Raw genomic sequence first — 20,253 nt, forward strand, 5'->3', positions numbered from 1 at the left:
GTGAGGAGGCACCGATGACCCACGCACCGATGACCCGGACACCCACCCGCACCCGCATCAGCCTCGAGGACTTCTTCGCCGACCCGGAGTTCGCCGGGCCGTCGCTGTCGCCGGACGGGACGCGCATCGCCTACCTCGCGTCGCACCGCGGACGGCGCAACCTCTGGGTCCGGGGCGTCGACGAGACCCACGCCGACGCCGTCGCGGTCACCCACGACACCCGCCGCGGGATCTCCCGCTACCACTGGACCGGCGACCCGCGCTGGATGCTCTACGAGCAGGACACCGACGGCAACGAGGACTGGCACCTGTACCGGGTCGACCTCGACGCCCCCGGGGAGCCCGCCGTCGACCTCACGCCGATGGCGCCGGGCTCGCGGGTGTTCGGGGTCGAGCCGGCGCACGAGCGCCCCGGCACCGTGCTGGTCTGGATGAACCCCGACCCGATGTCGATCGACATGTTCCGGGTCGACCTCGCGACCGGGGAGACCACCCTGGAGCTGGCCCAGCCCGGGCTGCGCGAGACCTGGCTGACCGACCGCGAGGGGCGCCCGGCGTTCCACTCGGTCATGACCGAGGCCGGCGACTACGAGTTCTCCGCGGTCGACCCCGACGGCGGGCGACGGCTTCTGCTCACCGTCGGCGGCCCGGAGCACCCGGTCGGCGTGTACCCGCAGATGGTCACCCCCGACGGCACCGGCCTGCTCCTGGGGCTCCACCAGGACTCCGACGACCTGCGGTTGGTCCGGATCGACCGGGAGACCGGCGAGCAGACCGTGGTGTCCGCGGTGGACGGGAGGAGCCTGGACACGCTGGGGATGCTCGGCCCCGGCCTGCCCCAGACGCTGCTCACCGACCGCGCCACCGGCGAGGTCGTCGCCGCCCGGTACGTGGGGGACCGGCCGCACCTGGAGATCCTCGACCCGGAGTTCGCGCCGGTCTACGAGGCCCTGTCCGCGCTGTCCGACGGCGTGCTGGAGTCGGTCTCCTCCGACGAGTCCGGGCGGCTCTGGATCGCCGGCTGGACCCACGACCGCGAGCCGGGCGTGTACCGGCTCTACGACCACGCCACGGGGGAGAGCCGGGAGCTGTTCCGCGGTCACCCGCAGCTCGACCCGGCCGACCTCGCGCCGATGGACGCGGTGTCGTTCACCGCCCGCGACGGCCTCCCGCTGCACGGCTTCCTGACCCTGCCCGTCGGCACGACCCGGCAGGACAGCGAGCGCCTGCCCCTGGTCCTGGTCGTGCACGGCGGGCCGTGGGCGCACGACACCTGGGGCCATGACCCCGAGGTCCAGTTCCTCGCGAACCGCGGGTACGCCGTGCTGCAGGTCAACTTCCGGGGCTCCACCGGCTACGGCCGCCGCCACCTCACCGCCGCGATCGGTGAGCTCGCGGGCGCGATGCACGACGACCTGATCGACGCCTGCGACTGGGCCGTCGGGCAGGGCTGGGCCGACCCGGACCGGATCGGCATCTACGGCGGCTCCTACGGCGGGTACGCCGCGCTGGTCGGCGTGACCGTCACCCCGGACCGCTTCGCCGCCGCCGTCGACTACGTCGGCATCTCCGACCTGGCCAACTTCATGCGCACCCTGCCCGAGTTCGTCCGGCCCTACCAGGTCAACGCCTGGTACCGCTACGCGGGCGACCCGGACGTGCCGGAGCAGGCGGCCGACCTCGCGGCCCGCTCGCCGATCACGATGGTCGACCGGATCCGCACGCCGCTGCTGGTCGCCCAGGGCGCCAACGACGCCCGCGTCGTGCAGGCCGAGTCGGACAACATCGTCGCCTCGCTGCGCGAGCGCGGGGTGCCGGTGGAGTACCTGCTCGCCACCGACGAGGGGCACGGCTTCGCCAACCCGGAGAACCGGATCCGGCTGTTCCGGGCGATGGAGCGCCACTTCGCCGAGCACCTCGGCGGCTCCACCTGAGCCCGTCGTTTCGCCGCACCGCCCCGGGGTAGCCGTCCGGGGACAGGGTGTCGAGCGACACGTCGGCGCACGCCGGCGGAACGGAGTGGACATGGCGAAGCACGTGGCAGCGGTCTGGGTACCGGTGACCGACATGAAGCGGGCGACCGCGTTCTACCGGGACGTCCTCGGCCTGACCGTGACGATGGAGAGCGACGACTGGACCGAGCTCGACGCCGGCGGCCTCACCATCGGGCTCAACGGCCGGGAGACCGCGGAGACCGCCGACCACGGCGGCGCCGTGATCAGCTTCCACCCGGAGACGTCCATCGAGGAGGCCCTGGACGACCTCAAGCAGCGCGGCGGCCACGTCCAGGGCGACATCAGCGAGCACTCCTGGGGACGGATCTTCCCGTTCCGCGACACCGAGGGCAACGACCTGCAGTTCTACACGCCGCCGGCGAGCTGACCCGGCCGCTCACGCCGCCAGGTCGGCCTCCAGCGCCTCGGTGAGCAGCGCGACCAGGGCCTCGCGCTGCACGTCGGCCGACGACCCGGACACGTCGTCGGCGCCGTCGAGCGCCGCCGCCGCGAGGCCGGCCTTGGAGTCGATCAGGTCGGCGATCCGGGCGTCGATCGTCTGGGCGGCGAGGATCCGCCACGCGGTCACCGGTTCGGACTGTCCGATCCGGTGGCTGCGGTCGATCGCCTGGGTCTGCTCGGCCGCGGTCCAGGACAGCTCCGCGAGCACGATGTTCGAGGCGACCTGCAGGTTCAGCCCGACCCCCGCCGCGGTCAGCGAGCACACCGCCACCGCGACGCCCGGGTCGTTCACGAACGCGTCGATGTTGCGCTGGCGCACCGACGGCGTCTGGTCGCCGCGGATCGAGGAGTACCGCACGCCCTGCTTGGCGAAGGTCTGCTCGGCGGCGTCCATGACGTCGACGTGCTTGGCGAAGAACACGACCTTGCCCGCGCTGCGCGCGATCTGCACCGCGTAGTCCGCCGCCAGCCCGGCCTTGGCCCGGCCGAGGCGGCGCATCATCGTGAACACGTTGTCCCCGGAGCCCGCCTCCGCGGCGTCCTTCTGCTCCCAGCCCGCGACGTCGCGGACCAGGCCGTGGTCGATGCCCTCGACCGTCGGGCCGGACCGGCGGGCGGCGAGCGCGGCGGTGTAGCGGGCGACCATCCGCCGGGCCAGTGCCTTCTCCGCGGCCCGGATGGACCGGCCGGTCGGGCCGTCGATCTCGACGGGCAGGTCGGCGATGCGCCGGGCCGGGATGTCCGCGGCGACGTCGATCTTGCGACGGCGCACGATGCCCATGTCGACGACGCACTGGCGGGCGGCGCGCTCGAACAGCCCGTCGGCCGGGGTCATGCCGGTCGCGGTCAGCGCGTCGAGCAGCTGGGCGCGCGGCTTGGTCGCGTCGATCCAGCCGAGGAACTGCCAGATGGCCAGGAAGTCCTCGACGTCGTTGATCAGCGGGGTGCCGGTCAGCGCCATCAGCAGCGGCCGCGGGATGAACGCCCGGATCTTCTCGGCGATCTCCAGGACGTGCTTGGACCGCTGCGAGGTGCGGTTCTTGATGAAGTGCGCCTCATCGACGACCATCCCGCGGAACCCGAAGTCGCCCAGCCAGCCGATGTGCCGGTCGAGCACCTCGTAGTTGACGACGACGATGTCGGCGAAGCCGTCGACGGAGTCGCCGTTGCCCTGGATCGCGGTCGCGGCCCGGCGCGGCGCCCACAGCGCGGCCTCGCGCACCCAGTTGGTCTTCACCACGTTCGGCACGACGACCAGCAGCGGGTAGGCGTTCGCCGCCTCCGCCGCGCGCAGCGCCTGCGCGGTCTTGCCCAGGCCGGGCTCGTCGGCGAGCAGGAAGGTGCGGTGCCCGTCCTCCGCGGCGGCGACGAGCTTCGCCTGGTGCGGCATCAGCTCCCGCCCGCCGGGGACCGGACGGGTCGAGGGTTCGGGCAGCTCCATGCAGGCCGGGGCACCCGCCCCGGCGCGCTCGAAGGAGCGCAGCAGCGGGCCGAGCAGCTCCCAGCCGGTCAGCGGCGTCGGGCGCGGGCCGCTCGGCGGCGCGGCGGAGAAGTCGGGCGCGAGGAACGGGTTCGCCATCTGCCGGGCCACCACGGACTGCGGCACGACCTGCGGCTTCGCCGGGACCAGCGGGACCTCGACGGGCTCCGGCTCCGGCTCGGGCTCGTCGACCTCGATCCCGGCCGAGCGCAGCATCTCCCGCTTGAGCGCGCGCGCCGAGTCGGAGACGACGGCGTCGTCGGCGAGCAGCGCCAGCAGTCCCGCGTCGCGGACCGCGTCCATCGCCAGTGCCTTCGCGATCTCGTCGAGACGCTGCAGGGTCTCGGCCCGCTTCGCGTCGTCGTGCCGGTCGCGGACCCGGGCCCGTTCGTCGCGCAGCAGCAGCGCCACCGTCTGGAACTTGGTGCGGGTGGCCGGGGTGACCCGGCCGGTCCGCAGGGCCGTCCGCACCTCGCGTGCGGCCCCCGTCAGCACCGACATCACGTCGTTGCCGCGCGGGCGGCGACGTCGCTGGGGGGTGCCCTGGCGAGCCCCGGTCCGGGGCCTGCCTCCTCGCGCCACGTACTGCTCCTGTCGACGTCCTGCGGCGCCGGTCCGTGGCCGCGTCCCGTTGGGGGCCGCGGCCGGACGTGCTCGACGTGACGAAGGGCCGGATGGCCCCTCCGCACCACGAACCGGCCGGTGGGGGATCGCAGTCACGGAGGTCGGCGGTCCGGCTGCGGGAAGCGCCACAGGCCGTCGACGGTGTCCGGGACCCGCCGTACGACCCGGCCGTGGAACACCCGGGACGGTCGGCAGATCTGATCCGTGTCCCACCCTACCCCGCGCGGGCCCGTACGGCGCGTGACACACCGGTGGCGGACGACACCACCGCCGCTACCGGTCCGGGCCGACCGGTCCCTCGATGCGGAACAGCCGTCGCGCGTTGCCCTCGGTGAACAGGTCGCGGTCGGCGGCGGTGAACTCGTCGAGGAACCCCGCGACCTCCGCCCGCGACGGGTGCTGGAAGGGGTGGTCGGTGGAGAACAGCAGCCGGTCGGGCGTCGTCACCGCCAGCGTGTGCCGCAGGTGCGCGGGGTCGAGCATCCCCGAGCAGGTGAGCACGATGTTCTCGCGCACGTACTCGGGCACCGAGCGCTCCAGCCCGGCGACCCGGGCGACGCCGTTCGCGCGGTCGGCCCAGTAGGGCAGCAGCTCGCCCCAGTGCCCGAGCACGACGGTCAGGCCGGGGTGCCGGTCGAAGGTGCCGCGGGCGATCAGGCGCAGCACCGCGACGGCGGCCTCCACGTGCCAGCCCCACCCGAACGTCGCGAGCGCCAGGTCGGTGGTGTCGCCGAACCCGGAGTAGGACGCGTCGCGCACGGCGGGCGGCGGGACCTGCGGGTGCACGAACACTGGCAGCGCGCGTGCCGCGGCGACGGCGAACAGGTCGTCGAGGCGGGGGTCGTCGAGCAGGATGTCGCCGCTGCGGCCGTAGACCATCGCCCCGACCAGGCCCCGGTCGGCGGCGCGTTCCAGCTCGGCTGCGACCGCCGACGGCTGCGCGGTGGGCAGGGTCGCCATCGCACGCAGGCGCCGCGGGTGGTCGGCGACGGCCGCGGCGGCGGTGTCGTTGAGCTCGCGGCACAGCGCGACCGCGTCCGCCGGGTCCAGCGGCCCGGTCGACGGCGGGGCGACCGAGAGCACCTGCAGGTCGACGCCCTGGGCGTCCATCGCGGCGAGCCGGCCCGCGCCGAGGTCGTGCAGCTGCGCGAGGTGGTCACCGATGTCGTTGAGGGCCGTGCTGGGGTCCCGACGGTCCGGCGGCAGGGCGGCCAGTGCCGCGTCCAGCGCGGGGGAGGTCCAGTGCTCCTCGACGGCGATGATCGACATGGGTGCTCCCGCGGCTGTCGGAGGACCGGCCGCGCGACCGCGGCGCCGACGACGATGCTGCCAGCGCGGAGACGGCGGGGCCTCAGCGTTCGGTGCCCCCGCCCGGCGGGTCGACGCGCAGCAGCCGCAGCGCGGAGTCGATCTCCGCGGCGAGCCGGGCCGCGTGGTCGGGGCCGCCGGAGGCCAGGCCACGGGCCTGGGCCACCCGCAGCGCGGCGAGCGCGACCGCGGCGAGGACCTGCGCGTCCCCGGCGGGTGCCCGGTCGGCGATCGCCGCGGCCAGCGCGGACTCCTGCTCCAGGAGGACCGCCATCTGCCGGGCCTGCAACGCCGGGTCGTGGTGGGCCAGGTGGAGCGCGGTCCGGGTGTCCGGGTCCCCGTCGTCGCCGGCGAGCACGCCCAGCGCGGCCTCGCGCACCGCGTCGAGCACCGGCTCGTCCGCGGGCCGGGCGCGGAACGCCTCGACCAGGTCCGCGGCCCGGGCACGCACGACGGCGAGGACCGCGTCCTCCTTGCTGGGGAAGTGGTTGAAGAACGTCCGCACCGACACCCCGGCCTCGTGCGCGATCATCTCCACGGTGACGCCGTCGAGGCCGTGCCGTTCCGACAGCCGGACCGCCGCGGAGCGCACCCCCTCGCGGGTGGCGAGCTTGCGCCGCGCACGCACACCGGGCGACGGCGGCCGGGTCCGGTCGGAGGTGTCCACCCCGGGCATCCTGCACTCCGGACGGCGGGTCCTCAGCCCCAGGTCACCGGCAGCGCGTGCACACCGAAGATCAGCATCTCGTTGCGCAGCGGCACCTGCTCGGCCTCGACGGCCAGGCGCAGCCCGGGGATCCGGGTGAACAGACGCTCGAAGCCGACCTGCATCTCCACCCGGGCCAGCTGCGAGCCGATGCACTGGTGCACCCCGTGCCCGAACGCGAGGTGCGGGACGCGCCGGCGGGACAGGTCCAGCTCGTCACCGGCCTCGACGGTGCGCGGGTCGCGGTTGACCTCCGGCACGGCGACGACCACGGTCGACCCGGCCGGGACGGTGACCCCGCCGACCTCCAGGTTCTCGGTGGCGACCCGGCTCACGCCGAGCTGGATGATGCTGAGGTGGCGCAGCAGCTCCTCGACGGCGTCGTCGACGCGGTCGGGGTGCTCGCGCAGGAAGGCCAGCTGCGCGGGGTTGCGCAGCAGGGCGAACGCGCCCAGCCCGAGCATGTTCGCCGTCGTCTCGTGGCCCGCCCCGAGCAGCACGAGCGCGATGTCGACGAGCTGGTTGTCCGGCAGCGGCGGGTCGGTGTCGTGCACGAGCCCGGACAGCAGGTCGTCGGCCGGGTTCTCCTTCTTGTGCGCCACCAGCCCGGCCAGGAAGGTGTACAGCTCGCCCAGGGCGCGGGCCCGGTCGGCGTCGGACGAGGCGGAGCTGAGCCCGACCGCGGTGTTCTCCTGGAACCGGGCCCGGTCGGCGTAGTCGACGCCCAGGAGCTCGCAGATCATCTGCGACGGCAGCGGGAGTGCGTAGGCGGTCACCAGGTCCGCGCCGGGGCCCGCGGCGAGCATCGCGTCGATGTGCTCGTCGGCGATGGCCCGCATCCGCTCGGTCAGCGCCCGCATCCGGCGCACCGTGAACTGGCCCTGCAGGAGGCGGCGGATCCGGGTGTGCTCGGGCGGGTCCATGAAGACGAACATGCCGTCTGTGCGCTCGACGTCGGCCGGCCGGACCGGCTCGCCCCGCTCGGCCGCGGCGGCGAGCTCGGCGACCTCGTGCGGCTGCAGGGCGGTGGCGTCCTTGTAGCGGACGCGGTCCGAGCTGAACCGGGTGTCGGCCAGCACCTCGCGGGCCTCCTCGAAACCGAGGACGAGGAACGCGCGCGCCCCGTTGCGCAGCTCGACGGTCTGCACGGCGCCGCCACCGCGGCGGGCGGCCAGCCCCGGGGCGGGGTCGAACGGGCAGCCGGGAGGCCGTTCGAGCAGGTCCTCGGGCACGATGCTGCGCAGCCCGACCGGCGAGCCGGTCGTCTCGGTCGTCCCGGGCGCGGCGGCGTCACTCGACATGGGGCTCCCTGCGGTGGGTCGGTCGGTCCGTGGTGGGTCGGTCGGTCCGTGGTGGGGCGCCGCCGACGCTACCAACTCGCTGCACGGTGTGCAGCGAAATCGGCGCCGGGTCAGCCGCGCAGGATCCGCGGGATCGCCTGCCGCACCGCGGCCAGGTCGGTGAGGACCTCGACGGCACCGGCCGCGGTCAGCTCGTCGACACCCGCTCCGCCGGTGCGCACCGCGTAGGCGGGGTGCCCGGCGGCCGCGGCGGCGCGCACGTCCCACTCGGAGTCGCCCAGGACGAACGCGGTCGACCCGGCGACCCGGCGCACCGGCGCCTTGACCAGGTCCGGGTCGGGCTTGGTGCGGCGCGCGTCGGACCGGGTGAGGCAGGCGTCGGCGAGGTCGCGTCCGCCGAACAGGTCCAGGTAGGCCTCGACGTGCTCGGGATCGCCCGAGCTGGCCAGCACCACCTTCATCCCGAACCCGTCGCGCAGGTCGACGAGCAGCTCCGCCGCCTCGGGCAGGGCGACGACCTCGCCGAGCAGCGGGTCGAACTCCTCCTTCCACGCGGCGCGGGCGTCGTCGCCGTGGGTGTCCTCGAACCCCTGACCGGCGACGGCGGGAACCAGCTGGTCCCCGCCCATCCCGACCGCACGGTGCAGCCGCCACAGCGGCACCGTGACGTCGAACCGGCGCAGGGCGCGGGACCAGGCGATGGTGTGGTGGTAGTTCGTGTCGACGAGCGTGCCGTCGACGTCGATCACCGCGGTGTCGGGGGTCGTCATCCGCGCGGGGTACCCACGCGCCCGGCGTCCACGCGGTACCGGCCGGTGAGTTCGGACCCGCGCGCCGCGCGGGTGTGGACCGTCGCCCGGCGGGTACCCCGTGCGACGCCGAGGACGGGATGTGCGCAGATGCCGCAGGTACGGGTGAAGGCCGTCGGCACCGACGCGGCCACGACCAGCCGGGTCGTCCTGCTGGAGGAGACGTCCGGGGCGGGGCGGATCGTCGTCGTCGCGGTGGGGGAGGCCGAGGCGCTGGCCGCGGCCGCCGCGCTGGAGGGGGTGCAGAGCGCCCGCCCCGGTACGCACCGCCTGATCGGCGCCGTGCTGCGCGCCGCGGGCCGCCGCCTGGTCCGGGTCCGCGTGCACACCCTGCGCGACGCGGTGTTCCACGCCGAGCTCGACCTCGACGACGGCACCCGCGTCGACTCGCGCACCAGCGACGCGGTGGTCCTGGCGCTGCTGCTCGGCGCCGACATCGTGGTCGCCGACGCGGTGCTGACCGTGGCCGGGGTCGACCCGTCGACGGTCGTGGTGGAGGGGCTGGGCACGGGCTCGGGCGAGCTGGAGGCGTTCCGCCGGTTCCTCGACACCGCCACGCCCGACGACTTCGACGAGCCTCCGCGCTGACCCCCGGCGGCCGCGTTCAGGCGACCGGCCGCCCCGTCCCGCCCGCGCCGACACCCGGCCCGGCCTGCGGGTGGGCCGCCGCACCGGCGTCGCGCAGCAGGTCGGCGAGCCCGCCACGGGCCCGGCCGCGGGTGCGGGCGCTGGTCCGCACCGTCGCGGGCGCACCCGCGACGACCCGGTAGCCGCCGGCCCGCAGCCGGGCGACGAGCCCGTGGTCCTCGCCGCAGGCCAGCGGCGGGAACCCGCCCACCGCGGCCCACGCGTCGGCGCGCACGCCCAGGTTCGCGCCGTACACCGGGTGCTCGGGCGGCGCGGGCTCCCCGGGCGGGCGCGGCAGCCCGGGCACGTCGAGCACCACCCCACCGGCGACGGCGTCGGCGCCGGCCGCGGCCAGCGCCAGGTGTGCGGCGACCCAGCCGGGGGCCACGGTGCCGTCGGCGTCGGTACCGAGCAGCCAGGTCGTCGCCGGGGCGGCGCCGTCGGCGGCGAGCAGCGCGGCCAGGGTGACGGCGGCGAGCTCGCGGACCGCGCCGATCGTGACCGGCCCGGCGACCTCGTGCGGCCGCGGCGCGGACCGGCAGCCGGGCAGCGGGGCCACCCCGGCGGTGGGTTCGAGCACCGTCACCCGTACCCGGGCCGCGGCCGGGTGCGTCGCGGCGGCGGCCCGGGCGAGCGCGGCGGTGGCGTCGGAGCAGCGGTCGGCGACCACGCACAGCGCCCGCGCGGTGAGCCCGGGCGCGTGGTCGAGGGCGGTCAGCACGGACCGGACGCAGGCGGTGATGGTGCCCGCCTCGTCGTGGGCGGGGACGAGCACGCCCGCGGCGGACGGTGCGGCACCCGGCCGCGTGGTCCGGCTCACCGGCGCCGGACCACGTGCAGGAGGAACTGCTCGTCGGTGTGCTCGACGAGGGTGTCGAAGCGGTCGTCGGCCACCACCCGCGCGTGCACGGTGGCGGCGTCGGCGGGCGCCTCGGCGGGCCACTGCCGCCAGTGCACCAGCACCAGGTCGCCGCCCGGCACCAGCGCGCCCGCGATGCGGTCGAGCACGGCGCCCACCCGCGCGGCGGGCAGGTAGTAGAGGAACTCGGCGAGCACCACGAGGTCGACGCCGCCGGGGACCGCCCGGTCGTCGTCGACGTCGGCCGCCACGACCTCGACTCCCGGGGTCCCGCCGAGGGCGTCGGTGGTGGCGGCGACGGCCTCGTCGACCACGTCGGAGGCCACCACGCGGTCGCAGCGCGCCGCCAGGTCCCGGGTCAGCTCGCCGAGCCCGCAGGCCGGTTCGGCGGCCAGCGCGTAGCGCTCCCGCGGCAGGCAGGCCAGCAGCACCTCGCGCTTGCGCCGCTCGTAGAACGACGTGCGCACGGCCCAGGGGTCGGCGCCGTCGCGGTAGAGCCCGGCGAACAGCTCCGGCGGTGCCCCCGAGGGCGGCGGCTCCCGGAAGTAGACCTCGTGACCGCCGTGGAAGTGGGCGAGCGTCGCCGCGGACAGCACCGCCCGGGTCCCGCCGGGCGGCACTGCGGACTGCGAGGCGTGCGCGGCGATCGCGCGGCGCTTGGCCGCGCGGTCGCCGGCGGACAGCGGCAGCCGGTGGGCGCTGTCCCACGGCACGCCGGGGTCGGTCGGCGCGATCCGGGTGCGGGCCCAGATCGGGAACCCGAAACCGTGCGCGGTCACCGGGGCCGCCTCCGGGCAGGCCCGGCCGACCGCGGCGTGGTCGGGGTGCGGGTCGCCGCGCCACGGGCTCGCCCAGGCGTCGGCGCCGGCGAGCAGCTCGGTCAGCGGACCGACGAGCTGGTCCTCGCGCAGCGCCGAGTCGGGCAGCCCGAGCCGGTGCACCGTCGCGGGGACGCCCAGCTCGGCCAGCGCCGCGTCGAGCTCGGCGCGGCGGGTGCGGGCCAGTCCGGCCCGGTCGATCGACCCGACCTCGGGCAGGGCGGCCTCCCCGTCGCTGGCCAGGACGATCTCGACGGTGCCGCCCGCGGCGACGACCCCGCGCATGAGCCCGGCCGCGCCGAGGGTCTCGTCGTCGGGGTGGGCGCACACCACGACCAGGCGGCCGAACGACGACGGGTCGAGACCGCGCCGGGCGAGGGTCGCGGCCGCGTCCTCCCAGACGTCCGGGGACTGCACGGGCTCCATCAGGTCGCCGGGGTGACCAGGGCGCGCCCGAGGGCGGCGAGGTCGCGTCCGCCGTGGTGCTGGCGCAGGTAGATCTGCAGGTCCGCGAGGCGTGCGGTGAGCAGCGGCGACCCGGCCAGCACGGCGACCCCGGCGATCTCCGGGGCGGCGTCGAGCACGCTCCGGCACGCCCGCTCCACCGCGGCCCGCACGGTGGCCACCGCGTCGTGGTGGGCGGTGGCGGGGTCGGCGTCGATCCGGGCCGCGGTGACGGCGAGCAGGGCGTCCGCGGCGGCGACGGCGGCGTGCACCGCCCCGAGCGCGGCCAGCCGGTGCGGGTCCGGGTCGGCCGTGCGCAGCGGCGCCGCGACGTGGTCGACGATCGCGGCCGCCGCGCCCAGCCACAGCGCGGCGACCCCGGCGCCGCCGTGGGCGAACCCGGGGCGGTCGGTGTAGGCGTCCGGTCCGCCGACCACGGCCTCGGCCGGCAGGGGCACGTCGTGCAGGACGACGTCGTGGGTGTCGCTGGCGGCCATCCCGGCGGCCCGCCAGGCCGTCACCCGTTCCACCTGCGGGGCACGCAGGTCCAGGTCCACGAGCCGGGTGCCGTCCCCGGTCCCGGCGACGACGAGTGCCCGGTCGAGCAGGTGGGTGCCCGAGCAGAACCGCACGGTGCCCGACAGACGGAGCCCGTCGCGGCCGCCGTCGAGCCGGGCCCCGCCGCCGGACCGCGACGCCCAGACCCCGTAGCCGGCGCCCGGGACGGGGGAGCGGTGGTGGTCGGCGAGGATCGCGACGGCGTCGGCGTGCCCCTCGGCCAGCCGCGCGACCGGCAGGTCGCGTCGTGCGATCCGGGCCAGCCGCGCCCACCGGGTTGCGGTCGCCCCCGAACCGGGCAGCGGGAGGTCGAGCCCACCGGCGGCGACGGCGGCGGCGAGCGTGGCCCCGGCCCCGCCCGGGAACGGCTCGGCAGGGCCTGCGGGTGCGGGCACCGGGTCCAGGACGCCGGTGGCGGGCCCGGATCGGCCACCCCGGTGGTCGGCGCCGGGGACGTCGGGTCGGTGGTCGAGGCTCACGGGCTGCCGTATGTCCGGTCCCGGCGGGTCCAAACCCGACCGCGGGGCGGGGGCTCAGCCGTACAGCCGCCGGTGGGCGAACCGCACCGCGCCGCGGTAGAGCCCCCCGGTCGTCCCGGACGCGGCCAGCGCGGCCCGCGCCGCGTTGGCGCCGGGCCCGCCGTGCACCGCGCCGCCCGGGTGCGCCGACGCCCCGGCCAGGAACAGCCCCGGCACCGGGGTGTCGGCGCGGCCCAGCCCCGGCACCGGCCGGAACACCAGCTGCTGGTGCACCGCGGAGGTGCCCGCGGTGATCGCCCCGTCGACGAGGTTGCCGTCGCGGCCCTGCAGGTCCGCGGGCCCGGCGACGGCGCGGGCCCGCACCCGCGACCCGAACCCGGGCGCGTGGTCCTCGACGACCTGCTGCATCCGGTCGGCCCAGCGCAGCACCTCGTCGCGGCCCCAGCCCAGGCCGCGCGGCACGTGGGTGTAGGCCCAGGCGGACTCGGTGCCGGGCGGGGAGCGGGTCGGGTCGGCCCTGGTCATCTGCCCGAACAGCAGGAACGGGTCGCCGGGCAGCCGGCCGGCGGTCAGGTCGGCGGCGTAGCGGCGCAGGCCGTCGAGGTCGGCGCCGAGGTGCACGGTGCCCGCCGACCGGGCACCCGGCGCGGTCCACGGCACCGGACCGTCGAGCGCCCAGTCCAGCTTGACCGTGGAGAAGTCCCAGTCGAACCGGGCGAGGTCGGCGACGAAGCGGGCCGGCAGGTGCTCCTCCCCGACGAGGTCGCGGTAGAGGCGGGGCGCGTCGACATCGGCGAGCACCGCCCGGCGGGCGAGGACCCGCTGGCCGGCCGCGTCCACGACGCCGCAGGCCCGGCCGGACGGTCCGACCAGGACGGTCCGGATCGGCCGTCCGCAGTCGATCCGCCCCCCGCGGCCCGTCAGCCGGGCGACGAGCGCACCGGTCAGGGCACCGGCCCCGCCTGCCGGGACGGGGAAGCCGACGCGCTGGCCGAGCATCGCGAGCAGCCAGCCGTAGGCGGCGCCCGCCGCGGAGTCCGGCCCGAGGTCGGTGTGCAGGGCGTTGCCCGCGAGCAGCAGCGGGGCGGCCCGGCCCCCGAAGTGCTCCTGGGCCATCCGCGCCACCGGCTGCACCAGCATCCGGGCCAGCCGCAGGGCGTCGCCGGTGCCGAGCGTGCGCAGGAGCCGGGATGCCGGCCGGACCGGCGGGAACGGGCGCAGCGCGGCGGCGACGACGTCGTCGCCGATCCGGTCCCACTGCGCGACCAGCGCGCGCCAGGCGTCGCCGTCGCCGGGGTGGTCGTCGTCGAGCGCGGCGGCGGTGTCGTCGAGGCGGCGGTGCAGCATCGCGCACCGGCCGTCGGGGGTGGGGTGGGCGAGGACGGCGGGGGCGTGGCGCCACTGCAGCCCGTGCGCGCCGAGGTCGAGCTCGCGCAGCACCGGTGAGGCGGCGCCGAGCGGGTGGAACGCGCTGGCCAGGTCGCTGACGAAGCCCGGCGCGGTGATCTCCGCCGAGCGCACGGCGCCACCCGGCGCCTCGGCGGCCTCGCAGACCAGGACGTCCCAGCCGGCGTCGGCGAGCAGGTTCGCCGCGACGAGGCCGTTGTGCCCGGCCCCGACCACGACGGCGTCGACCCGTTCGGTCACCCGGTTCCCCTCCCGTGCCGGCGTCCCGCGCGGGGCGCCGTGCACCGCGCTACCCGGGCCCGCGGAGGTCATGTCCGTCACGATCGGCATCCGCTGCCGATGGGCGGGTAGCCGCGCCGACACGCCGGACCGACCGGTGCCGCACGACCCGGAGGACGAGTATGCCCACCCAGTCCCAGCACCACTCCCACGGCCACGCGGTGTTCCCCTGGCCGCAGCTGCTCGTGGTCCTCGCGGCGTTCCTGCTCCTGCTCTACGGGCTCCTCGGGTTCCGCTACAGCGGCCTTCCCGGGCTGCCCGCGGCGAGCGGAGAGCTGCTGGGCATCGGGGTGGACCCGCTGCGCGACCTGGTGCACCTCGTCCTCGGCGTGGCCGGGCTGCCGTGCGCCACGCGGCTGCCCTGGGCGCGGGGCTTCGGGGTGGTGCTCATGGTCCTGGGCGCCGCCGAGGTCCTGCTCGGGCTCCTGACCGGCGTGCTCCGGCTGGACCCGGCCGGGCCGTTCGCCACCAACGCCGGTTCGGTGCTGGTGGGGGTCCTGCTGCTGGTGCTGGGCGCGGTCGCAGTGTTCGGACGCGCGTTCAGCGATGCCCCGTACGCGGGTCTGCAGCGCGGGGTGGAGGCGGCGGGCCGCCGGGTGACGGGGCTGCGCGACCGCGCCGCCCGCGGGCCGCGGTGAGGGCGGGCGGGCGCGGTGCCGCGGCTGCCGCCTCAGGCGCCGAAGGGGAGCGTGCACCGCACGACGGCGTCGTACTCGGCCAGGCGGTCCATCGCGGCCCGCGTGGTCTCCGGAGCGGCCCGGTCGCGGTGGGCGACGACGAACCGCTGACCACGGGTTCCCGGCGCACCCCGGTCCGCGGCGGAGAAGCGCAGGAACGCCTCGGCGACCTCGCGGTAGCGGCGCCGCGTCGCCTCGTCGTCGACCTGTGTCGCGAGCCAGGCGACGTACGGCGCGAGGCGGTTCGTGACGCCGTCGGCCGGACCGGCCGGGTCCTCGGTGACGGGCTGGGGCTCCATGGCGGCCCTCCGGTGGTGGGGGGTGACCGTCGACGCCTACCCGCCGGGCGGGCGCCCATGCCGGTTTCGCCGGGAGGCGGCCGGGTAGCCGGGCGCCGCACCACCGGCGACACCGAGGAGGACCCCATGCGTGCCCTGACCTGGCACGGCCGCCGCGACGTCCGGGTGGACACCGTCCCCGACCCGGTCATCGAGCAGCCCGACGACGTGGTCGTGCAGATCACCAGCTCCGGCCTGTGCGGCTCCGACCTGCACCTCTACGAGGTGCTCACCCCGTTCCTGTCGCCCGGCGACGTCCTCGGCCACGAGCCGATGGGTGTGGTGGCCGAGGTGGGGTCCGCCGTCACCGAGCTGTCGGTCGGCGACCGCGTCGTGATCCCGTTCAACGTCAGCTGCGGGCACTGCTGGATGTGCGGGCGCGGCCTGCAGTCCCAGTGCGAGACCACGCAGAACCGCGACCAGGGGACCGGCGCGTCCCTGTTCGGCTACACCGCGCTCTACGGTCAGGTGCCCGGCGGGCAGGCCGAGTACCTGCGGGTGCCGTTCGGCAACTCGTTGCCGATCCGGGTGCCCCAGGGGCCGCCGGACGACCGGTTCCTGTTCCTGTCCGACGTGCTGCCGACGGCGTACCAGGCCGTGCAGTACGCCGCGACCCCCGCCGACGGGACGCTGGTGGTGCTGGGGCTCGGACCGATCGGGGACATGTGCACCCGGATCGCCGCCCACCTGGGCGTGCGGCAGGTGGTCGGCGTCGACCTCGTGCCCGAGCGGCTGGCCCGGGTCGAGGCGCGTGGGATCCCGGCGCTGGACCTGAGCCACGGCGACGACGAGGTGCTCGGCGCGATCCGGTCGATGACCGGGGGCCGCGGCGCCGACGCCGTCATCGACGCGGTCGGCATGGAGGCGCACGGGTCCCCGGTCGCGGCCGCCGCCCAGAAGGTGGTGGCCGCGATGCCCTCCGGGCCGGGCCGCACGGTCATGGAGACGGCGGGCAGCGACCGCACCGCGGCGCTGGAGCTGGCGATCGGCGCGGTGCGCCGGGGCGGCACGATCTCCCTGTCGGGCGTCTACGGCGGCAGCGCCACCCCGCTGCCGATGCTCACCCTGTTCGACAAGCAGGTGCAGATGCGGATGGGGCAGGCCAACGTGTGGCGCTGGGTCCCGGACCTGTTGCCGCTGCTCGGCGACGACGACCCGCTCGGCGTCGACCACTTCGCGACCCACCGGGTCCCGCTGGAGGAGGCCGCGCAGGCGTACTCGATGTTCCAGGACAAGACCGACGGTGCGGTGAAGGTGCTCTTCACCCCCTGAGCCCGGCACCGCCCCCGACGTCCGGTCCCCCCGGGGCACGCTCCGCGCCCCGGGGTGACCCGGTCAGCGGGTCTCGTCCTCGCGGTGGTCCTCGGCGAGCGCCTCCGCGCGGGCCTCGGCTCCGGTCCGGCCCGCGTAACCCTCGTCGCGGCCGGCGACGCGGCCCACGAACTCGCCCGACGCGCCGGTGCCGGTGGTGGACGCCGAGTCGCCGTCCTCCCGGGGCAGGCCGCCGGTCTCGCGGGAGTTGGCCAGGTTCGGGTCGGGCTCGACGTCCTCGGCCGGGCCGCGTCCGCGCAGCCGGTCCACCAGTCGTCCCAGGAAGGAGGTCATACCGGGGGGTACCTCCGCGGGCCGCGTCCACACCCGCCCCGGCCGGGCGGGCGGCGAACGGCCGGGTGTGGAGCGCTCCACTGCTACGGTGACCGCCTCCCCGGACCGGACAAGGAGCACGCCGTGGCCGACGCCGCCCGCCGCCCGGCCCGACGGGCGGGTCGCCGCCCCACCCTCGACGACGTCGCGGCCGCCGCCGGGGTCTCCCGCGCCATGGTGTCGATCGTGCTGCGCGGCGCCCCGGGGTCGCGCCCGGAGACCCGGGAGCGCGTGCTCGCCGCGGCCGAGCGCGTCGGCTACCGGCCCGACACCCGGGCCCGGCTGCTGGCCAGCGGTAGCTCGCGCCAGCTCGGCGTCGTGCTGGGGATGTCCGGGCGCTTCCACGCCGAGCTCCTCGACGGCCTCTACGACGCCGCCGCGGCGTGCGGCTACGAGCTGTTCCTGTCCGCGCTGACCCCCCGCCGCGACGAGCGCACCGCCGTGGAGACGCTGCTCGACCTGCGCTGCGAGGCGGTCATCCTGCTCGGCTCGGGGCTCGACGGCGTCCCGGTCCTGGCCGGGCGGCTGCCGGTCACCGTCGTCGGCTGGCGGGTGCCCGACCCGGGCGTCGACGTCGTCCGGACCTCCGACACGGCCGGGCTGCGGCTGCTCACCGACCACCTGACCGGGCTGGGCCACCGCCGCATCGCTCACGTCGACGGCGGCCCCGGCCCGATCGGCGCCGCGCGCCGGACGGCGTTCCGCACCGCACTGCGCCGGCACGGCCTCGCCGCGGACGGGCTGGTCGTGCCGGGCGGGGACAGCCTGGAGGCAGGGGTGCGCGCCGCCCGGGAGCTGCTGCGCCTGCCGACGCTGCCGACCGCCGTCGTCGGGTTCAACGACGACGTCGCCGCCGGGCTCGCCGAGGGGCTCGGGGCGCACGGCGTCCGGGTCCCCGGCGACGTCTCGGTCACCGGCTGGGACGACAGCTCGCTGGCCCGGCTGCCGGAGCAGGGGCTGACGACGCTGCGCCAGGACCCGGTCGAGCTGGCCCGGCTCGCCGTGGAGCGCAGCGTGGCCCGGCTGCGCGGCGAGGAGCCGGAGCGTCGCGAGATCGTCCTCGACCCCGAGCTCGTGGTGCGCGGCTCGACGGCGCCCCCGCCCGCGGCCTGACCCCGCGCGCGCCCGTTCGGACGCATTGACGCGGAGTCGTTAGAGCGCTCTAATCAACTGTATTGGAGCGCTTCAACCATCCGGCTGCGAGGAGGCCCCCGTGACGGCGGTCGAGTACGACCCGTTCGACCCGAGCTTCTACACCGACGACCCGTTCGGGACCTACCGGCGGATGCGCGACGAGGAGCCGGTCCACCGCAGCGAGCGGTACGGCTGGTACGCCCTGACCCGCTTCGACGACGTCCGCGCCGCCATCACCGACGCCGACACCTTCCTCAGCTGCGAGGGCATGGACATCGACGACTCGCGCCTCGAGCACGTCCCGCCGGGGTCGATCGGGTCGATGGACAACCCGCGCCACGACCAGGTCCGCCGGGTCGTGCAGCCGTTCTTCGTGCCGCGGCGGATCGCCCGCCTGGAGGAGGGGATCCGCGGCGTCGTCTGCGAGCTCGTCGGCTCCTGGGCCGGGCGCGACCGGGTCGACGTCGGCCGTGAGCTGGCCTGGCCGATGCCGTTCGACGTGTTCTTCCACCTCATGGGCTTCCCGAGCCGGGCCGAGGCGGGCGACGCCGAGCGTGCCCGCCGCGAGCAGCTCGAGCACTGGACCCACGAGCTGAAGGACCGGATCCCCGGCACCCCGCACCTGGGGCCGAAGGCGAAGGCCGCCACCCCGAAGGTGCAGCAGTACTTCGTCGACGTGCTGGAGTCCCGTCGTCGCGCCGGCCGCGACGACCTCATGACCTCGATGGTCACCGCCGACGTCGACGGCGAGCCGTTCGTCCCGGGGGAGATCACCCCGACCTCCGAGATCAGCGGCCTGATGATGATCCTGTTCCTGGGCGGGGTCGAGTCCACCGCCGGGCTGGTGACCACGCTGTTCAAGCTGCTCGCCGAGAACCCCGACCAGCTGGCGCTGCTGCGGGCGGACCCGTCGCTGGTCCCGGCCGCGGTCGAGGAGGCGATGCGCTGGGCGACCCCGCTGCAGCTGACCGCCCGCACCACCAGCCGCGAGGTGGACCTGCACGGCGTCACCCTCGCCGCGGGCTCGCGGGTCGTGCTGGTCCCCGGCGCCGCGAACCGCGACGAGCGCCGCTTCGCCGATCCCGACCGGTTCGACGTCACCCGCCCGCCCGGGCGCCACGTCGGCTTCGGCGAGGGCGTCCACGGCTGCCTCGGCGCGCCGCTGGCCCGGCTGGAGGCGCGGATCGCCCTGGAGGAGGCGCTGCCGCTGCTCGGGGACTTCACCCTCGACGCGACGCCGCGGTTCTACGCCAGCTCACCCAACATGTACGTCTGGCGGACGATGCCGCTCGCGCTCGCCGCACCGGTCCCCACGGCGGGGCCCGCGTCGCCGCCGCGCCGCCGACCGGCGCCCGGGGCGGAGACCGAGACCGAGGCGACCGTCGTCGCGAAGGACGCCGCGTCCGACGGCGTGGTCACCCTGACCCTGCGCGCCGCCGACGGGTCGCCGCTGCCGGCGTGGCAGCCCGGCGCGCACACCGACCTGCTCTGCGGCGGGGCCACCGCCCGCCAGTACTCCCTGTGCGGCGACCCGGCCGACACCACCACCTGGCGGCTGGGCGTGCTGCGCGAGGACGCCGGGCGCGGCACGTCGCGGCACGTCCACGACGCCCTCGCGGTGGGCGACACCGTGCGGCTGCGCGGCCCGCGCAACAACTTCCAGCTGGCCTGCTCCCCGCGCTACCTGTTCGTCGCGGGCGGCATCGGGATCACCGCGATCCTGCCGATGGTCGCCGCCGTCGACGCGCTGGGCGCCGACTGGCAGCTCGTCTACGGCGGGCGTCGCCGCGCGTCGATGGCCTTCCTCGACGAGCTCGCCCGCTTCGGCGACCGGGTCGTCGTCGCCCCGCAGGACGAGGTCGGCCTGCTCGACCTCGACACCCTGCTCGGCACCCCGCGCGAGGACACGCTGGTCTACTGCTGCGGCCCCGAGCCGCTGCTGGCCGCGGTCGAGCAGCGCTGCGCGGCCTGGCCGGACGGCGCGCTGCACGTGGAGCGGTTCAGCCCGAAGCCGGTCGGCGAGCCGGCCCGGGCGGAGGCGTTCACCGTCGAGCTGGCCCGCACCGGGGTGAGGCTGGAGGTCCCGCCGGAGCGGACGGTGCTCGACGTCGTCGAACGGGCGGGCGCGACGGTGCTGTCCTCGTGTGCCGAGGGGACCTGCGGGACCTGCGAGACCCGGGTCCTCGACGGCGAGGTCGACCACCGCGACTCCGTGCTCGACGACGCCGAGCGGGCCGCGGGGGACTGCATGATGATCTGCGTCTCCCGGGCCCGCTCGGCGCGGCTCGTGCTGGACCTGTAGCCC

18 protein-coding genes are annotated in these 20,253 nt (G+C 76.4%); 7 read left to right on the plus strand and 11 right to left on the minus strand.

Features of this window, described 5'->3' with window-relative positions; translation table 11 throughout:
- Positions 1-14: 14 nt before the first annotated feature.
- Both KPL57_RS46540 and KPL57_RS46545 read left to right on the plus strand, forming a co-directional pair.
- The gene (locus tag KPL57_RS46540) at positions 15-1,934 is read left to right on the plus strand and encodes an alpha/beta fold hydrolase (protein ID WP_226356854.1); all 1,920 of its coding nucleotides are present in this window, start codon (positions 15-17) and stop codon (positions 1,932-1,934) included.
- A 91-nt stretch (positions 1,935-2,025) separates the two neighbouring features.
- On the plus strand, positions 2,026-2,382 hold the full coding sequence (locus KPL57_RS46545; RefSeq protein ID WP_226356855.1) for a VOC family protein: 357 nt from the start codon (positions 2,026-2,028) through the stop codon (positions 2,380-2,382).
- A 9-nt stretch (positions 2,383-2,391) separates the two neighbouring features.
- Here the strand turns inward: KPL57_RS46545 and KPL57_RS46550 are convergent, their stop codons facing one another.
- The 5 genes from KPL57_RS46550 to KPL57_RS46570 all read right to left on the minus strand — a co-directional run bounded on the left by KPL57_RS46550 (position 2,392) and on the right by KPL57_RS46570 (position 8,645).
- Entirely contained in the window at positions 2,392-4,437 is a 2,046-nt protein-coding gene (locus tag KPL57_RS46550; protein ID WP_226356856.1) for a DEAD/DEAH box helicase, read from the minus strand.
- Between the two features lie 396 nt (positions 4,438-4,833).
- The gene (locus KPL57_RS46555; RefSeq protein WP_226356857.1) at positions 4,834-5,829 is read right to left on the minus strand and encodes an amidohydrolase family protein; all 996 of its coding nucleotides are present in this window, start codon (positions 5,827-5,829) and stop codon (positions 4,834-4,836) included.
- 82 nt (positions 5,830-5,911) lie between these two features.
- Entirely contained in the window at positions 5,912-6,535 is a 624-nt protein-coding gene (locus KPL57_RS46560) for a TetR/AcrR family transcriptional regulator (RefSeq protein WP_226356858.1), read from the minus strand.
- Between the two features lie 32 nt (positions 6,536-6,567).
- A complete protein-coding gene (locus KPL57_RS46565) occupies positions 6,568-7,875 on the minus strand; it encodes a cytochrome P450 (RefSeq protein WP_226356859.1) in 1,308 nt (435 codons plus the stop codon).
- A gap of 110 nt (positions 7,876-7,985) precedes the next feature.
- Entirely contained in the window at positions 7,986-8,645 is a 660-nt protein-coding gene (locus KPL57_RS46570) for an HAD family hydrolase (protein WP_226356860.1), read from the minus strand.
- Positions 8,646-8,774: 129 nt separating this feature from the next.
- Here KPL57_RS46570 and KPL57_RS46575 point away from each other — a divergent pair, with 129 nt between their 5' ends.
- Positions 8,775-9,272, plus strand: coding sequence for a bifunctional nuclease domain-containing protein (locus tag KPL57_RS46575; RefSeq protein WP_226356861.1), 498 nt, complete (start codon positions 8,775-8,777; stop codon positions 9,270-9,272).
- Positions 9,273-9,288: 16 nt separating this feature from the next.
- Here the strand turns inward: KPL57_RS46575 and KPL57_RS46580 are convergent, their stop codons facing one another.
- The 4 genes from KPL57_RS46580 to KPL57_RS46595 are packed head-to-tail and all read right to left on the minus strand — an operon-like array spanning position 9,289 to position 14,206.
- Positions 9,289-10,131, minus strand: a complete 843-nt coding sequence (locus KPL57_RS46580) for a glycosyltransferase family 2 protein (RefSeq protein WP_226356862.1) — start codon at positions 10,129-10,131, stop codon at positions 9,289-9,291.
- The gene (locus tag KPL57_RS46585) at positions 10,128-11,414 is read right to left on the minus strand and encodes a bifunctional PIG-L family deacetylase/class I SAM-dependent methyltransferase (RefSeq protein WP_226356863.1); all 1,287 of its coding nucleotides are present in this window, start codon (positions 11,412-11,414) and stop codon (positions 10,128-10,130) included. Before KPL57_RS46585 ends, KPL57_RS46580 begins: the two co-directional genes overlap by 4 nt.
- Positions 11,414-12,469, minus strand: coding sequence for an acyl-CoA dehydrogenase (locus KPL57_RS46590; protein WP_226356864.1), 1,056 nt, complete (start codon positions 12,467-12,469; stop codon positions 11,414-11,416). Before KPL57_RS46590 ends, KPL57_RS46585 begins: the two co-directional genes overlap by 1 nt.
- Positions 12,470-12,523: 54 nt before the next feature.
- Positions 12,524-14,206 (minus strand): NAD(P)/FAD-dependent oxidoreductase, encoded by a 1,683-nt coding sequence (locus KPL57_RS46595; protein WP_226356865.1) that lies wholly within the window; start codon positions 14,204-14,206, stop codon positions 12,524-12,526.
- A 71-nt stretch (positions 14,207-14,277) separates the two neighbouring features.
- On the opposite strand from KPL57_RS46595, the gene KPL57_RS46600 reads away from it, so the two are divergent.
- On the plus strand, positions 14,278-14,793 hold the full coding sequence (locus tag KPL57_RS46600; RefSeq protein ID WP_226356866.1) for a DUF4383 domain-containing protein: 516 nt from the start codon (positions 14,278-14,280) through the stop codon (positions 14,791-14,793).
- A gap of 32 nt (positions 14,794-14,825) precedes the next feature.
- Here KPL57_RS46600 and KPL57_RS46605 read toward each other — a convergent pair whose 3' ends face one another.
- Positions 14,826-15,131: a hypothetical protein gene (locus KPL57_RS46605; RefSeq protein WP_226356867.1), complete on the minus strand. Its 306-nt coding sequence runs from the start codon at positions 15,129-15,131 to the stop codon at positions 14,826-14,828.
- A 126-nt stretch (positions 15,132-15,257) separates the two neighbouring features.
- On the opposite strand from KPL57_RS46605, the gene KPL57_RS46610 reads away from it, so the two are divergent.
- Entirely contained in the window at positions 15,258-16,442 is a 1,185-nt protein-coding gene (locus KPL57_RS46610) for an alcohol dehydrogenase catalytic domain-containing protein (RefSeq protein WP_226356868.1), read from the plus strand.
- 63 nt (positions 16,443-16,505) lie between these two features.
- Here KPL57_RS46610 and KPL57_RS46615 read toward each other — a convergent pair whose 3' ends face one another.
- Positions 16,506-16,775, minus strand: coding sequence for a hypothetical protein (locus tag KPL57_RS46615; RefSeq protein WP_226356869.1), 270 nt, complete (start codon positions 16,773-16,775; stop codon positions 16,506-16,508).
- A gap of 123 nt (positions 16,776-16,898) precedes the next feature.
- Here KPL57_RS46615 and KPL57_RS46620 point away from each other — a divergent pair, with 123 nt between their 5' ends.
- Positions 16,899-17,927 (plus strand): LacI family DNA-binding transcriptional regulator, encoded by a 1,029-nt coding sequence (locus tag KPL57_RS46620; protein WP_226356870.1) that lies wholly within the window; start codon positions 16,899-16,901, stop codon positions 17,925-17,927.
- Positions 17,928-18,027: 100 nt separating this feature from the next.
- The gene (locus KPL57_RS46625) at positions 18,028-20,250 is read left to right on the plus strand and encodes a cytochrome P450 (RefSeq protein WP_226356871.1); all 2,223 of its coding nucleotides are present in this window, start codon (positions 18,028-18,030) and stop codon (positions 20,248-20,250) included.
- Positions 20,251-20,253: the final 3 nt, after the last annotated feature.

Source organism: Pseudonocardia sp. ICBG601 (assembly GCF_020496245.1).